This window comes from Streptomyces sp. NPDC001922 (assembly GCF_042891165.1).
Lineage (GTDB): Bacteria > Actinomycetota > Actinomycetes > Streptomycetales > Streptomycetaceae > Streptomyces.
The window spans coordinates 738,431-752,705 of the sequence record NZ_JBIASV010000001.1 but is presented as its reverse complement, the minus strand read 5'-3'; the positions used below and the strand labels follow the sequence as shown (position 1 = coordinate 752,705).

Below are 14,275 nucleotides of genomic sequence, written 5' to 3'. Positions count from 1 at the left end.
CGCGGGCGAGGACGGTCAGTCCTCGGGGACGAAGAGGTGCACGGACCGCAGCTCGTCCCGCGCCACCTCGGGCAGCCTCTTCGACGATCTGACGGTCGCGCGGGTGTAGTAGGCGATGTTCTCCCGCCGTTCGAGCCGGCTGAGCACCACGGTCGCCGGATAGCCGTCCTCCGGGCAGGCGCCGTAGCACCAGTTGCCCCCGACCCGGCCGGTGGCGACGGCCCGGTCGCCGCCCCAGGACCGCCACTTCAGCTCGGTGACGGAGCTGAACTCGGTCAGTCCGAAGCCCGCCGGGCGGCGCAGCGGGTGGCCCAGGGTGTCGGTCACGTACACCGGGCCGTTGCTCCGGGCCGTGGGGGCGGGCCCCTCGACGTGCAGCCGGTCGGCGCCGGCACAGCCCGAGCCGGCCAGCGTCACGAGAACCACGGCCAGGGCCCGCGCCACCCGTGCCGGGCGGACGCGGGCCCCTGCGCGGGGAGCCCGGGGCGGTGTGGACGTGCTCATCCGGACTCTCCGCTTCACTCCGCTGGGGGTGCCGAGGTTACGCCACCGGCCTTACGGGGTGGGGAGGGCGTGCTTCCGGTTGAGGTCCTCGCTCTCGTAGTGACCGGAGCCGGGGGCCAGCTTCAGCGTGAACGAGCTGTAGTACATCTCGCCCCCCACCTCCTTGGGGTCGGAGAGGGTGACCTTGCCGCGCAGCGGCTTCTCCTGGCAGGTCTCCAGGCACCAGTTGCCGGTGACGTCGGCGGTGCCCACGGCCTTGCCCTTGCCCCACTGCTTCCAGTCGACCTTGTTCAGCGAGGTGAACTCCGAGAGGACCAGGTTCCGCGGGGTGCGCTGCGCGTCCCCGTGGTCGGCGTTCTCCTCGCCGTACAGGTTCAGCACGTACGGGTTGGTGTTCACCATTCCGTCGGTCTCGCCGGCGGACGCGTTGGACGCCCAGGCCGATACGGTCCCGAGTCCCAGCACCGCCACGGCCGCCGCCGTCACGGCGCTGCGTCGCCTGTTCGAGCTGGTGTTCATGTTGCCTCCGATGGTTCGCGTGGACCCTTGCGGGCCGTTTCCGTTCCTCGTGACCGCCGGGGAGAAGCTCGCCCCGCGGACACCCAAGAACGTAGAAGGCGCTGGTCGCAGCCGTCCGGCAACCGTGTTACAGCCGTCCATCGACCGCTGTTACACAACCGCAGGGTGGCGCGGCGTGTCGCGGTCCGGACACACGACGACGGGGCCGCAGCCGAAGAGCTGCGGCCCCGTCACGGGGGAGTACCGGAGGCGGGCGCCTACGGCACCTCGACCCAGCGCGCCTTGGACGGCGTGCCCTTGCCGTCGTTGACGAACAGCATGTACCAGCCCGAGGGGACCAGCGAGCGGTCCCTGGGCACGGTCACCTGGATGCCGTCCGCCGTGCGCTTCACGTCCAGGGCGATGGACCGCTGGTCCACATCGGTGACGTGGGTGACGGCGCTGGGGCGCATCAGCCGCGCCGTCTTGATCTTCTCCGGGTGCTGGGTCCCGAACGTGGCGGTCCCGCCGCGGCGGACCTGCTTCGGGCCGGAGTCGAGCTTCGGCCGCGAGTCCCGGTAGAGGTACGGCGGGGTGTAGATCTCGATGCGCTTCTCGAAGACACCCGGCTTGGTGTTGTCGTCGTCGGCGTAGAGCGAGTCCGAGCCGAAGATCATGACCCGGCCGTCCGGCAGGAGCACGGTGCCGGAGTGGTAGTTGCGGCCCACGGTCGGGTCGGCCACGCGACGGAAGGTGTCCTTCTGGGGGTTGTAGAGCTGGGCCTTGAGGATGTTGCTGCCGCTGCGCCCGCGGTAGTCGCCGGAGCCGCCGGAGACGAAGACCGTGTCGTCCGGGAGGATCGATCCGCCGGGGTAGCGGGTGCCCTCGGACAGCGGCGCGCCGTCCCGGAAGCGCGGGTCGCGCTTCTTGAGGTCGACCAGCCGGGTCTTCTCGGAGGACTTGGTCGACTCACCGACCCCGCCGCCGCCGATCACCATGAACTTCTGCTCCTGGGCGGGCGGCAGCATCACGGACATCGAGGTCTCCAGGACGTCCGGGTCGCTCATGCCGCGCACCGGGGAGAACCGGTTGGTGTCCACGTCCCACAGGCCGGGGGTACGGCCCTGGGTGGCCGGGCCGTAGCCCGCGTTGGAGCCGGTGTAGAAGATCTTGCCCCCGTTGGTGAGGAACAGGGCCGGGTAGGTCGGGAAGAAGCGCTGCTTGGGCAGGTAGGTCCACTTCTTCGTCTTCGGGTCGTAGACCTCGTTCTTGCCCGGGACGACCTGCCCGATCTCGTCGAGGCCGGAGACCGAGAGGACCTTGCCGCTCTTCAGCGTGGTCAGCGTCGGGTACCAGCGGGCCTCGTGCATCGGGTCGACCCGGATGTACTTCTCGGCGACCGGGTCGAACTCGAAGGAGTCCTTGATCCCCTGGAAGTCCTTCTTGTCGAACGAGAGCTTGTTGGCGATGCCGTAGAGGTTCTTCGCCTCGGCGCCCTTGAGCCCCTGGATGCGGTAGTTGTCGGTGTCGCCGGTGGAGTACTGGCGGCCGCGCTTCCGGGCCTCGACATAGACCCGCGCCTCACTGGCGGTGACGGTCGCCCGGCCGGTCACCGGGTCGATCCGCTTCTTCGCCCGGGGGACGAGCAGGTTGTCCTTGGACTCGAAGATCTTGCCGCTGCTCTTGCCGGTGAAGAGGGTGCCCGGGGGGAGGGTCTTGGGGGCGTCCGGGTTCTCGTTCTTGACGATCATCAGGCCGCCGGCCTTGTTCACATCGCCCTGCAGCTTCTCGTAGCGGGCGGTGCCGCCCGCCACCAGCAGCTTGCCGTCGGGCAGCTGGGTGTGCCCGGCGCAGAACATGTCCTTGGGGGTCGGAATGTTCTTGTAGGTGTTCGTCTTCGGGTCCCACAGGACCGAGCGGAAGGTCTTGGAGGCGAACATCTTGGCGTTGTTGCCCGATCCGGCGATCAGCAGCACCTTGCCGGTGTGCAGCAGTGCGGCGTGGATCGAGTGGATCTGGTTCTTCTGCGGGATGTCCAGCAGGTCCCAGTGGCCGTTCTTCGCCTTGTACTCCGGCCGGTTGATCGAGTACGTGTGGTACTTCTCCGTACCGAAGCGGTAGAGGGCCGGACCGTTCATTCCGGCCACGACGAGTACCGCCGCCGCGCCGATGGATATGCGTCGGGCGCGGCGGCTCGGACGGTACTTCATGTGTGACGTCCCCCAAGGGCGATCTGCATGGTCTCTTCGTTACGGGTCCGGGCGGGCTCGGGCTGCGGGCCCGCGGACGGCCGTTCACCGTCCCCCGGGCCGCCGGAGCCGCGGGAGGCGCCGCCCCCGGACTGCTTCTTCCGCTTCTCCTGCCGGAGGGTCCAGGCCCAGGCGAGGATCGGCGAGGCAGTGATGATCAGCGCGAGCGAGGCCCAGACGATCATCGCGGGGTGGCTGTGGCCGAAGTAGAAGGAGGACGCGAGGGACCCGCCGAAGACCAGCATGAAGAACATGTGGATCCGGAAGGTGCCGAAGAGAGTGTCCGGGCTGGACGAGTCGCCCTTGGGGGTCACCACGAACTTGCTCTTGCGCCGCAGCACCGCGTCCATCAGCGAGCGGGCGTAGATGGGGGCGGACAGCGCCGACATCACCATGCCGGCCACGCCGCCGGAGCCCTCGGGCTCGTGCGGGGAGACGTTGTGCCGCCGGTTCCAGATGTACAGCCCGATCTGGAGGGCGGAGGCGTTGCCGTAGAGCATCATCCACATCGCCGGGTCGATCTGGACGCCGGAGGCGCCGAACCCGAGGAACAGCGCACAGCTCAGGGCCGCGAGGATCCAGTTGAGCGCCGATATGGGATAGAAGATCACCATCAGTGTGTAGTTGAACAGCTTGCCCGGCGGCAGGCTGAACGGCGCCTTCCAGAACTGCTTGAGGATGGTCTCGTAGGTGCCGCGGGACCAGCGGAGCTGCTGGGTGAAGAAGTCGGTCCAGGCGGTGGGGCCTTCGCCGACGGCGAGGACGTCGGGGGTGTAGACCGAGCGCCACTTCTGGCCGGTGGCGGGGTTGCGGTGGCGGTGCAGCTCGAAGCCGGTGGCCATGTCCTCGGTGATGGAGTCGTACAGCCCGCCGATGCCCTTGATGGCCTTGATGCGGACGGCGTTGCTGGTGCCGACGAACATCGGTCCGCCGTAGGCGTTGCCGGCCCGCTGGATGAGGGCGTGGAAGAGGAACTGCTGGCTCTCGGCGGCCTTGGTGACGGCGGTGTCGTAGTTGCCGTAGACCTGGGGGCCGATGACGAAGGCGATGTCGGGGTCGCGGAAGAAGCCGAGCATCCGCTCGAGGTAGTTGGGCAGCGGCACGTGGTCGGTGTCGACCGAGGCGAAGTAGTCGTAGTCGTCGCCGTGGGCGTCGAGCCAGGCGTTGTAGTTGCCGTGCTTGGTCTTCGCCCGGTGCGGACCGGAGGGCTGGTTCCACTTGGCCACGCCCTTGCGGCTGAAGTGGTGCACGCCGAGCCGGGCGCAGACCTCCTTGACCTCGGGGTCGTCGCCCTCGTCCAGCAGCCACACGTGCAGCAGACCGCGGTGCCGGATGCGGACGGCCGCCTCCAGGGTCTTCGTCACCATCTCGATCGGCTCCTTGCCGGGCACGAACGAGGTGAGGAAGGCGACCTTGGTGCCCTTCTCCGGCACCACCGGCACCGGATCCCGCGCCACCAGCGTGGCATGCGCGTTGGACAGCACGTTCAGCGTGCGGAAGAGCTCGATCAGCCCGATCGCCACCAGCATGATGGCGTCGAGGACGATCAGCGTGTCCGAGGCGTTGTCCCGCTCGGTCCAGTGCGCGGGCTGCATCAGCCAGCCGAACAGCCCCAGCGACACGAGTGGTGCGGCACCCAGCAGCAGCGCCGCCCGGATGCGGTGCGGCTCCTCGGCCAGCAGGCTGCGGTAGCGCACCCGGTACGGCTGGTCGGGGTCGGGCTGGGTGAGGGGCCCGGCGAGCCGGCTGTAGTGCTCGTAGTCGTAGCGCGGCAGGACCTTCTTGGCGCGCCGAGGGCGGCGGGCCGGGCGGTGCTGCTGGGGTACGCGGAGCCGGGTCGTCCGCGACGCGTCGTAGGAGTGCCGGGCGCCGTCAGGCGTCGACGTCATGGGTCATTCCCCCCGCACGCAGGTCACTGCGTGTTCGTATGGCTTCTGGTCCCGGGTCAAGGTCCCCCTCGACAGACCCCGGCCCAGCGTTTTTCGGGTGGTCGTTCGTTAAGACTTCGAACAACCACCTTCCGGTTGCATGATGCACGTTCAGGTGTCTGCACGTGAACAGGGGCCCCACCCTGATATCGAACGCAACCGTTCGAGCTCCAGCGCGCACGTTTGAGATTCCATTTACCCGCTGGAGCTGCGAGGTTCAGGATAGGCTCCCGAACCCGCACGCTTGATCGCAAGGCCGAAACGCACACATTATCGGTCGTATGTGTCCATTTAGGGGGCATTTGGGTTGGGTCGGGCGGACAGGATGCTTACGCTCCGTCAGCGACCCGCTGGAGAGGCGTCATCGGTGCTCCCGGGCCGGCCGGTGCTTCCGGATCGTGCGCCCGGTGCTCCTCGCGGGCGGACCGCAGCCGGGTGCGGATGTCGCCGAAATGGTCGCGCAGGGCCTCCTCTGCGCGGGCCGCGTCCCCGGAGCGCACGGCGTGCAGGATCTCCCGGTGCTGCCGGAAGGTGACCCCGGGATCCGGAGGGGTGTGCGTCAGATCCGTGCGGACCCGGTGGAAGGCATCCCAGAATGCCTCCAGGAGCTCGCTCAACAGACGGTTCTCCATCCCGCGGTAGAGGGTGGCGTGGAAGGCCCGGTCGGTGTCCGCCTGGACCGCGCCACCGGAGGCCTCCCCCTCCATACGTGCCACGAGCGCTTCCAGTTCAGCGAGATCGGCGGCGGAAACGCGTCCGGCGAGCCGCGCTATCAGGCCGGTCTCCATCGCCTCGCGCAGTTCCAGCAGCTGGAGGAGGCTGTCCTCGCCGCGGTAGTGCCCGGCGACCGTGCGGAAGGTCAGGCCCTCGATCATCGGGGCCATGGACATCGGCCCCACATAGGTGCCGAAGCCGTGCCGGATCTCCACGATGCCCATCGCCTGCAGTGCCTTGAGGGCCTCGCGGACGGAGTTGCGGCTGACCCCGATCAGCTCCATGAGCTCGGTCTCGGTGGGCAGCGGTGCGCCGGACGGCAGCCGCCGGTCGATGATCAGCTTCTTGATCCGGTCCTGGATGTCGCTCGCCATTCCGCGACTCTGCACCGCAACCTCCGTTTTGGCCATCCCCAGGCCGTCGCGGAGGTCAGCGGCGGAGGGCGCCGGCCCGAAAACGACTTCGGTCCCCCTCGCCGAAGCGAGGGGGACCGAAGTGTCATGTGCGCCGCCAGGGACTCGAACCCCGGACCCGCTGATTAAGAGTCAGCTGCTCTAACCAACTGAGCTAGCGGCGCCTGCTGACGGAAGGATCCTACCCGACGTCCGGGGATGCTCCGAATCGGCCGCCGGCCGGCCTCGTGGAGGGGGCGTGGAGTGGCCCGGGTCACACGCGCCGGGGCGGAATCCGGGCGCGTACGCTGCGACCGCATGGAGATCCACGAACTGGCGGCCGACGCCTGGCGCCTCGCCGAGCGCGAGCCGGGCCCACGGGTCGTCCTCGGGCTGGTCGGGCCGCCCGCAGCCGGCAAGTCCACCCTCGCCCGCGCCCTGGTCGCCGAGGTCGAACGGCGGCGCGGCCCCGGCGCGGCCGGGTATCTCCCGCTCGACGGCTTCCACCTCTCCAACGCCCAGCTCGACCGGCTGGGCCTGGCCTCCCGCAAGGGCTCCGCGCCCAGCTTCGACGTCCACGGGTACGCGGCGCTGCTGCACCGGACCGTCACCGAGACCGGCCACGCCATCTACGTACCGGACTACGACCGGACCCTGCACGAGCCCGTCGCCGCCCGCCACCTGATCCGCCCCGGCACGCGGCTCGTCGTCACTGAGGGCAACTACCTCGCCTGCGACGAGCCCGGCTGGACCGCCGCCCGGCGGTGGATGGCCGAGGTCTGGTACGTCGACGCTCCGGTCGAGGTGCGCGACCGGCGGCTCGTCGCCCGGCAGTTGGCCGGCGGCCGGACCGCCGCGGAGGCCCGGGCGTGGGTGGACACCAACGACCGCCCCAACGGTGAACAGGTCGAGCGTGTGCGGGGGAACTGCGACCGCGTCCTGCCGCCGATTGGTCTGGACATCTCCAATGGCCGGGATTAGCCTGCGCATTGGTCTGGACCTGAACCGCGCTGAGCTCATCACCCCTGCTCGCAGAACATCCCCCACGTTCTCCAGGAGCACAGCATGCGCACACGCACCCGGGCGGCCGTGGTCGGCCTCTCCCTCACCGGCACCCTCCTCCTCGCGGCCGGCAGCGCCACCGGTCACGGCAGCCCCCACCTCCCCGTCAGCCGGCAGGTCCTCTGCGCCGACGGCGCCGTGCAGGACTGCGGGCCCATCCAGTGGGAGCCGCAGAGCGTCGAAGGCCCCAAGGGCTTCCCGCTGCGCGGCCCCGCCGACGGCACCATCTGCAGCGGCGGGAACAGCCGCTTCGCCCAGCTCGACGACCCCCGCGGCGGCACCTGGCCCGCCACGGCGGTGACCGCCGGCGAGCGCTACACCTTCAGCTGGAGACTCACCGCCCCGCACGCCACCGAGGACTTCCGCTACTACCTCACCAAGCCGGGCTACGACCCCGCACGTCCGCTCACCCGGTCGGCGCTGGAGACCCGGCCGTTCCTCACCGTCCCGTTCGGTGGCGCCCGCCCGGGAACCACCGTCACCCACACCGGCACCCTCCCCTCCGGACGCACCGGCAAGCAGCTGATCGTGGGCGTCTGGACCATCGCCGACACGGAGAACGCCTTCTACGCCTGCTCGGACGTGCGCTTCCCGGGCTGACGGGCCCGCTGCGCCTCGCCCCGCGGGGCCGCCTTCCGCCGCCTCGGCGCGGCTGGGCGCGGGGGTGCGGGCCGGTTCGGCCGGTCCGCGCCCTGCCCATCTGACGAACCGTCAATTATGGTGCCTCGTCATGGGGACGACACCGGAGACCACAGCGGGAACGGTCGCGGAGCTGGTGCAGGCCCGCTGGGACGACCACCGCCCCGGCCTCAAGTACGAGGACCGGCTGCTCACCGCGCACCAGCTCGCGGCCCGGGCCGCCGCCCGTGCCGCGCTGCTCGCCGACCTGCTGCCGCCCCGCGCGGAGCCGCACATCGGCGTCCTGCTGGACAACGTCCCCGAATACCCGGTGTGGCTCGCCGCCGCGGCCCTCGCCGGCGCCACCGTCGTCGGCGTCAACCCCACCCGGCGCGGTCCCGAACTGGCCCGCGACATCACCCACACCGACTGCGCCCTGCTGATCACCGAACGGTCCCATCTGCCGCTGCTCCGCGGCCTGGACCTCCGCATTCCCCGGGAGCGCGTCCTCGTCGTCGACGACCCCGGCTACGCCGCCCTGCTCGCGCCGTACGCCGACGCCCGCCCCGGCGAGGCGCGGCTCCGTCCCGTCGGCCCCGGCACCCGGTTCCTGCTCTCCTTCACCTCCGGCTCCACCGGCGCCCCCAAAGCGGCCATCTGCTCCCAGGGCCGGCTCGCCGCCGCGGGCCGCTCCCTGGTGACGTACTTCGGCCTGGGCCCGGACGACGTCCACTACATCTGCATGCCGATGTTCCACGGCAACGCCGTGCTCGCCGACTGGGCGCCCGCCCTGGTGAGCGGAGCGGCCGTCGCGCTGCGCCGCACCTTCTCCGCGTCCGGCTTCCTGCCCGACGTCCGGGCCTTCGGGGCGACCTACTTCACCTACGTCGGCCGCGCCGTGCAGTATCTGCTCGCCACCCCCGAGCGCCCGGACGACCGGGACCACCCGCTGCGCACCGGCTTCGGTACCGAGGCGGGCGCGGTCGACGCGGCGCGCTTCACCGCCCGCTTCGGCGTCCGGCTCGTCGAGGGCTACGGCTCCTCGGAGGGCGGCGCCGCCCTCCAGCGCTCGCCGGACACCCCGCCCGGGGCCATCGGCCGCGCCGCCCCCGGCGCCGACCTCGCGGTGGTCGACCCGGAGACCGGGGAGGAACGGCCACGGGCGGTCCTCGACCGGTCCGGGCGGCTGCTGAACGGCGACGCGGCGATCGGCGAACTGGTCAACCGGGGCCGCAGCCCCTTCGAGGGCTACTGGCGGAACCCGGCGGCGGAGGCGGCCCGCACCCGCGGCGGCTGGTACTGGACCGGCGACCTCTTCTTCCGCGACCCGCACGGGTTCTTCCACTTCGCGGGGCGCACCGACGACCGGCTGCGCGTCGACAGCGAGAACCTGGCCGCCGCCATGATCGAGAACATCCTCGCCGACTACCCGCCGGTCGTCTCCGCGGCCGTCTACGCCGTCCCCGACCCGGTGGCGGGCGACCAGGTCATGGCCGCCCTGGCCCTGCGCGCGGGCGCGGCCTTCGACCCGGAGGACTTCGCCGCCTTCCTCGCCGCCCGGCCGGACCTGGGCACCAAGATGGCCCCCCGGTTCGTGCGGATACCGGCCGCCATGCCGGTCACCGCGACCAACAAGGTCCACCGGGCCGCCCTCCGCCGCGACGGCTTCCGCTGCCCCGACCCCGTCTGGTGGTCCCCGCCGGGCCCGGGCCGGTGCGGGACCGCGTACCGGCGGCTGGACGAGGCGGACGTCGCGCGGCTGCTCACGCACTACCGGGAACAGGGGCGGGGCGATCTGCTGGGGCGCTGACCGATGCCGGCCGCCGGCTCCCACGGCGGGTGCCGGCCGCCGTGGCCACCGGGCCCGGACATGACGCCGGGCCCGGAGCGGACACAGCCCGGAAGCGACACGGCCCGGAAGCGACGCAGCCCGGAAATCAAGCGACCCGGAAATGAAGCGACCCGGAAATGAAGCGACCCGGAAATGACTCAGGGCGTTCTCGGAGAACCGAGAACGCCCAGGTCAACAGCGTTTTGCATGGTGCGCCGCCAGGGACTCGAACCCCGGACCCGCTGATTAAGAGTCAGCTGCTCTAACCAACTGAGCTAGCGGCGCTCGCTGACGTCGTAAATACTACCCGCTCCCCGGGGGTGCTCCTGACCACCTCAAATGGCGAGCGAGAGCAGCACCGGGGCGGCCTTGCGGTTGAGCGCGTCAGCAGCCTTGCGCAGCCGGTGGGCGTGCTCGATCGGCAGCGACAGGGCCAGGCAGCCGACGGCCTGGCCCGCGGTGATCGGCACCGCCGCGCAGACCGTGCCCACCGCGTACTCCTGGAGGTCCAGCACCGGCACCGTCGGCGGCTGGTTGTCCAGCTTGGTGAAGAGCACCTTCTCGCTGGTGATCGTCCGCGAGGTGAGCCGGGCCGTCTTGTGCCGGGAGAGGTGGTCGCGCCGGCCGTTGTGGTCGAGCTGGGTCAGCAGGCACTTGCCGACCGCGCTCGCGTGCGCCGCGGACCGGAAGTCCACCCACTCGTTGACCTTCGGGGCGCGGGGCCCGTCGGCGTACTGGGTGATCTTGACTTCGCCGTCGATGTAGCGGCTGATGTAGACCGCCGCTCCGACCGAGTCGCGGATCTCCGACAGAGTGCGCTGGAGCTTGTCCTCCAGGGCCTGCCGGCGGTCGTCGCCCGAGCCCAGCAGGACGAGCGATTCGCCCATGACGTACGCGCCGTCGGCGACCTGCTCCACGTAGCCCTCGCGGCGCAGCATCAGCAGCATGGGGGAGAGGCGGCCGGACGGCACGCCGGTCTCGCGCGCGATCTGCGTGCCGACGACGCCACCGCCGTGCCGGGCGACGCATTCGAGCACACGGAGTGCGTACTGCACCGACTGGAACGGCGCCGTCGGCTCGGGCTTGAGCGCCACGGTTTCCCCCCTGGCAGGTTGTGACCGCTTGCGTCGTCGCCGTCGCTGCCGGTGACGAGGGAGTGGCGCTCCATGCGGGCCCGGCAGCTGGGCTGGGATACCACGATAGCCGCCAAGAGGCCTAAAGGGAGCAGCTGTTGGCCAGATCGACGGCGCGCTCCCACCCGGCCGGGCAGGAGCGCGCCACCATGGCATATGCCCCGGTCACGGAGTGACCGTCGGAGCTGGGACATCACAGCACGGCGCTGAGGAACTCCCGGGTGCGCTGGTGCTCCGGCTCGCTGAAGATCTTTTCCGGCGGACCGGACTCGATGACCCGCCCGGAGTCGAACATCAGCACGTCGTCCGAGATGTCCCGGGCGAAGTTCATCTCGTGCGTCACGCACAGCATGGTGATGTCGGTGCTGTGCGCGATGTCCCGGAGCACGTCCAGCACACCGGCCACGAGCTCCGGGTCCAGTGCCGAGGTCACCTCGTCCAGCAGCAGCACCTGCGGCCGCATCGCCAGCGCCCGGGCGATCGCCACCCGCTGCTGCTGCCCGCCGGAGAGCTGGGTCGGGTACTTGTCGATGTGCTCGGTCAGCCCCACCAGCTCCAGCAGCTCGCGGGCCCGCTCCTCGGCCTCGTCCTTGCCCAGGCCCAGCACGTGGACCGGCGCCTCGGTGATGTTCCGCAGCACCTTCATGTTGGGGAAGAGGTTGAACTGCTGGAAGACCATGCCGATCTTCTTGCGGATCTCCCGGCTGTGCTTCTCGCCCGCCGGGACGAGCTTGCCGCCCTTGTCCTCGTGGGTGAGGTACTCCCCGGCGACCCGGATCGTGCCCTCGTCCGGCTTGGCCAGCGTCATCAGCAGCCGCAGGATCGTGGTCTTGCCGGAGCCGGACGGGCCGATGAGGGTCACGTGCTTGCCCGGCGCCACCGTGAAGTCGAGGTGGTCCAGGACCGTATTGCTGCCGAAACGCTTCGTCACCTGGTCGAAGCGGATCAGCTCGCTGCCGTTCGTGCTTCCCGGAACGGCCGGGGCGGGGGTGTTGTCAGTGGACAAGACGACGCTCCAGGAATCGCATGAGGAGGGATGCCGGGTAGGAGATGAGGATGAAGGCGACACCGACCACGGTGTACGGCTCGATGTACTGGAACGTCTCGGCCCCGAACAGCCGCGCCTCGTTCAGCATCTCCGGGACGCCGATGGCCAGCAGCATCGGGCTGTCCTTCAGCAGCGCGATGACGTAGTTGCCGAGCGCCGGGACGACCCGGCGGATCGCCTGCGGCAGGATCACCGAACGCCAGGTGCGGCCGCGCGGCAGGCTCAGCGCGGTGGCCGCCTCCCACTGGCCCTGCGGCACGGCCTCGATACCGGCCCGGTACACCTCGGCGGTGTACGTCGAGTAGTGCAGACCGATGCCGATGACGCCGGTGGCCAGCGCGGTGGTCTGGATGCCCCACTCGGGCAGCACGAAGAAAAAGAAGAACAGCTGGACCAGCAGCGGGGTGTTGCGGATGAACTCGACGAAGATCCCCACCGGCCACCGCACGAAGCGGGACGGGGCCCGCAGCACCAGCGCCCAGACCAGACCCAGCGCGAACGCCAGCAGGGAGCCCAGCGCGGTCGCCTGCAGCGTGACCTTGACGCCGTCCCAGAACATCGGCATGAAGTCGCCGACGACGGACCAATCCCAGCTCATGACGGGCCTCCCACGACGGTCATGCCGAAGGACTGATCGGTCTCCTGCCGGATGCCGAGCTTGCGGACGATGCCGCCGCCCTTCTCCGGCTTCTGGCCGATCCGCGCCTTCGCCCGGCTCTCGGCCAGCCGCATCACCCGGGTGAGCAGGAAGGCCAGCACGAAGTACATGAGGAGGATGGTGAAGTAGATGCTGCCGCTCTCGCCGGTCGCCAGCCGCGCCAGCTGCGCCGCGAAGGAGATGTCACCGACGCCGAGCAGCGAGACCAGGGCGGTGCCCTTGAGCAGCTCGACCAGCAGGTTGTTGAACGGCGGCAGCATCTCCGGCACGGCCTGCGGCAGGATGATCAGCCGCAGCCGCTGCCAGGGGGAGAAGCTCAGGGCGATACCGGCCTCGCGCTGCGCCGGGGCGACGGCGGCGATGCCGCCGCGGACGATTTCCGAGCCGTACGCGCCGTAGGAGAGCCCCAGGGCGAGCGTGGCGGCCCACATCGGCACGAACTGCCAGTTGAACGCCAGCGGCACCACGAAGAACAGCCAGAACATCAGCACCAGCGCCGATGTCCCGCGGAAGACCTCCACGTAGAAGCCGGAGAGGAAGCGGACGATCCAGAACCGCGAGGTGCGGGCGATCCCGGTGACGAAGGCGACCACAGCGCCGAGGGCCGCGCTGTAGATCGTGAGCTGGACCGTGATCCAGACGCCCTTGAAGATCAGTCCCCAGAGTTCGGCTGTCATCCCTTGCACAGCTCCTCTGCCGTCAGGTCGGTCATCTCGGTGGCGGTGAAGCCGAAGGGCTTGACCACCCGGAGGAGCTCGCCGCTCTTCTTCATCTTCAGCAGCTGTTCGTTGAAGGCGTTCCGCAGCGTCGTCTCGCCCTTGCGGAAGGCGAAGGCGCCCGCGCCGTACGCCGGCTTGCCGTCGAGCCTCGGCAGGAACGGCTTGGTGCCCTCGACCTTGGGGTTCTTGGTCTGCTCGATGACGTTGCGCACCGTCAGACTGGTCCCGGCGAAGGCGTCGGCCCGGCCCTGGGCAACCGCCAGCAGGCCGGCCAGCTGGTCCGGGTAGACCTGGATGGAGTCGCGCTTGACGCCGGCGTCCACCGCATAGTCGATCTCGGCGTAGGCGGTGCCGCTCGCCAGCTTGGCGCCGGTCCGCTTGATGTCGGCGTAGTTCCGCAGCCCCTTGGGATTCCCCTTGCGGACGATCAAGGCGTCCAGCACCTGGTAGTCGGGGTCGGCGAAAAGGACTTGTTTGCACCGCTCCGGGGTGATGAACATGCCCGCGGAGATCACATCGAACTGCTGCGAATTGAGACCGGGGATCAGTGATCCGAACTCGGTCGGGACCGGCTGGACGTGCGGTACGCCGAGCCGCTTGAAGATGATCTTTGCAAGTTCCGGGGCCTCCCCGGTGACCTCCGCCTTCTTGTTGATGTAGCCGAAGGGGATCTCACCCGCGATCCCCAGCCGTACCGTGCCCTGGGCGCGGAGGCGTTCCAGCAGGTTGCCCCCGTCCGTGACATCGGCAGTGGAGACCCGGCTGCAGCCGGCCGCCCCCAATGCGCCGAACGCTGCCGCTCCCGCGAGCAACGAACGGCGGCTGACCGGTCTCTCGATCATGTCGTTCCCCTGAGGTGAGCCATGGGCGCGCGGCTACCCGGCCCTGCTCCAAATATTCCGATCGTTTTCAGCCGGTTGT

13 protein-coding genes and 2 tRNA genes are annotated in these 14,275 nt (G+C 70.0%); 3 read left to right on the top strand and 12 right to left on the bottom strand.

The window, feature by feature from the left end; genetic code table 11:
* Nucleotides 1-15 precede the first annotated feature (15 nt).
* The 6 genes from ACFYYR_RS03125 to ACFYYR_RS03100 all read right to left on the bottom strand — a co-directional run bounded on the left by ACFYYR_RS03125 (nucleotide 16) and on the right by ACFYYR_RS03100 (nucleotide 6,470).
* Complete coding sequence (locus ACFYYR_RS03125; protein WP_388846265.1) at nucleotides 16-504, bottom strand: hypothetical protein; 489 nt, start codon at nucleotides 502-504, stop codon at nucleotides 16-18.
* Between the two features lie 51 nt (nucleotides 505-555).
* Nucleotides 556-1,023, bottom strand: coding sequence for a hypothetical protein (locus ACFYYR_RS03120; protein WP_388846263.1), 468 nt, complete (start codon nucleotides 1,021-1,023; stop codon nucleotides 556-558).
* 257 nt (nucleotides 1,024-1,280) lie between these two features.
* Nucleotides 1,281-3,212, bottom strand: a complete 1,932-nt coding sequence (locus tag ACFYYR_RS03115; protein WP_388846261.1) for a galactose oxidase-like domain-containing protein — start codon at nucleotides 3,210-3,212, stop codon at nucleotides 1,281-1,283.
* On the bottom strand, nucleotides 3,209-5,140 hold the full coding sequence (locus tag ACFYYR_RS03110; protein WP_388846259.1) for a glycosyltransferase family 2 protein: 1,932 nt from the start codon (nucleotides 5,138-5,140) through the stop codon (nucleotides 3,209-3,211). Before ACFYYR_RS03110 ends, ACFYYR_RS03115 begins: the two co-directional genes overlap by 4 nt.
* A gap of 368 nt (nucleotides 5,141-5,508) precedes the next feature.
* Entirely contained in the window at nucleotides 5,509-6,267 is a 759-nt protein-coding gene (locus ACFYYR_RS03105; protein WP_388846257.1) for a FadR/GntR family transcriptional regulator, read from the bottom strand.
* Between the two features lie 129 nt (nucleotides 6,268-6,396).
* Nucleotides 6,397-6,470: transfer RNA gene (locus ACFYYR_RS03100), tRNA-Lys, on the bottom strand.
* Nucleotides 6,471-6,603: 133 nt separating this feature from the next.
* On the opposite strand from ACFYYR_RS03100, the gene ACFYYR_RS03095 reads away from it, so the two are divergent.
* From ACFYYR_RS03095 to ACFYYR_RS03085, 3 genes are all read left to right on the top strand, one after another.
* Nucleotides 6,604-7,266, top strand: a complete 663-nt coding sequence (locus tag ACFYYR_RS03095; RefSeq protein ID WP_388846255.1) for a nucleoside/nucleotide kinase family protein — start codon at nucleotides 6,604-6,606, stop codon at nucleotides 7,264-7,266.
* Between the two features lie 84 nt (nucleotides 7,267-7,350).
* Entirely contained in the window at nucleotides 7,351-7,947 is a 597-nt protein-coding gene (locus tag ACFYYR_RS03090) for a lytic polysaccharide monooxygenase (RefSeq protein WP_388846253.1), read from the top strand.
* A gap of 130 nt (nucleotides 7,948-8,077) precedes the next feature.
* Nucleotides 8,078-9,775 (top strand): AMP-binding protein, encoded by a 1,698-nt coding sequence (locus tag ACFYYR_RS03085; protein WP_388846251.1) that lies wholly within the window; start codon nucleotides 8,078-8,080, stop codon nucleotides 9,773-9,775.
* 229 nt (nucleotides 9,776-10,004) lie between these two features.
* On the opposite strand, the gene ACFYYR_RS03080 is transcribed toward ACFYYR_RS03085, so the two are convergent.
* The 6 genes from ACFYYR_RS03080 to ehuB all read right to left on the bottom strand — a co-directional run bounded on the left by ACFYYR_RS03080 (nucleotide 10,005) and on the right by ehuB (nucleotide 14,196).
* Nucleotides 10,005-10,081, bottom strand: a tRNA-Lys gene (locus ACFYYR_RS03080).
* A gap of 50 nt (nucleotides 10,082-10,131) precedes the next feature.
* Nucleotides 10,132-10,890, bottom strand: a complete 759-nt coding sequence (locus tag ACFYYR_RS03075; RefSeq protein WP_388846249.1) for an IclR family transcriptional regulator — start codon at nucleotides 10,888-10,890, stop codon at nucleotides 10,132-10,134.
* A 232-nt stretch (nucleotides 10,891-11,122) separates the two neighbouring features.
* The gene (ehuA, locus tag ACFYYR_RS03070; protein WP_388846247.1) at nucleotides 11,123-11,935 is read right to left on the bottom strand and encodes an ectoine/hydroxyectoine ABC transporter ATP-binding protein EhuA; all 813 of its coding nucleotides are present in this window, start codon (nucleotides 11,933-11,935) and stop codon (nucleotides 11,123-11,125) included.
* Entirely contained in the window at nucleotides 11,925-12,575 is a 651-nt protein-coding gene (gene ehuD, locus ACFYYR_RS03065) for an ectoine/hydroxyectoine ABC transporter permease subunit EhuD (RefSeq protein ID WP_388846245.1), read from the bottom strand. The genes ehuA and ehuD overlap by 11 nt, the downstream gene beginning before the upstream one ends.
* The gene (gene ehuC / locus ACFYYR_RS03060) at nucleotides 12,572-13,312 is read right to left on the bottom strand and encodes an ectoine/hydroxyectoine ABC transporter permease subunit EhuC (protein ID WP_388846243.1); all 741 of its coding nucleotides are present in this window, start codon (nucleotides 13,310-13,312) and stop codon (nucleotides 12,572-12,574) included. Before ehuC ends, ehuD begins: the two co-directional genes overlap by 4 nt.
* On the bottom strand, nucleotides 13,309-14,196 hold the full coding sequence (ehuB, locus tag ACFYYR_RS03055) for an ectoine/hydroxyectoine ABC transporter substrate-binding protein EhuB (protein ID WP_388846241.1): 888 nt from the start codon (nucleotides 14,194-14,196) through the stop codon (nucleotides 13,309-13,311). Before ehuB ends, ehuC begins: the two co-directional genes overlap by 4 nt.
* Nucleotides 14,197-14,275: the final 79 nt, after the last annotated feature.

Bases quoted from the DNA above. Each gene is read 5' to 3' on its own strand.
- ACFYYR_RS03125 (WP_388846265.1), bottom strand. From the start codon at position 504: ATGAGCACGTCCACACCGCCCCGGGCTCCCCGCGCAGGGGCCCGCGTC.
- ACFYYR_RS03120 (WP_388846263.1), bottom strand. From the start codon at position 1,023: ATGAACACCAGCTCGAACAGGCGACGCAGCGCCGTGACGGCGGCGGCC.
- ACFYYR_RS03115 (WP_388846261.1), bottom strand. From the start codon at position 3,212: ATGAAGTACCGTCCGAGCCGCCGCGCCCGACGCATATCCATCGGCGCG.
- ACFYYR_RS03110 (WP_388846259.1), bottom strand. From the start codon at position 5,140: ATGACGTCGACGCCTGACGGCGCCCGGCACTCCTACGACGCGTCGCGG.
- ACFYYR_RS03105 (WP_388846257.1), bottom strand. From the start codon at position 6,267: ATGGCGAGCGACATCCAGGACCGGATCAAGAAGCTGATCATCGACCGG.
- ACFYYR_RS03095 (WP_388846255.1), top strand. From the start codon at position 6,604: ATGGAGATCCACGAACTGGCGGCCGACGCCTGGCGCCTCGCCGAGCGC.
- ACFYYR_RS03090 (WP_388846253.1), top strand. From the start codon at position 7,351: ATGCGCACACGCACCCGGGCGGCCGTGGTCGGCCTCTCCCTCACCGGC.
- ACFYYR_RS03085 (WP_388846251.1), top strand. From the start codon at position 8,078: ATGGGGACGACACCGGAGACCACAGCGGGAACGGTCGCGGAGCTGGTG.
- ehuD (WP_388846245.1), bottom strand. From the start codon at position 12,575: ATGAGCTGGGATTGGTCCGTCGTCGGCGACTTCATGCCGATGTTCTGG.
- ehuC (WP_388846243.1), bottom strand. From the start codon at position 13,312: ATGACAGCCGAACTCTGGGGACTGATCTTCAAGGGCGTCTGGATCACG.
- ehuB (WP_388846241.1), bottom strand. From the start codon at position 14,196: ATGATCGAGAGACCGGTCAGCCGCCGTTCGTTGCTCGCGGGAGCGGCA.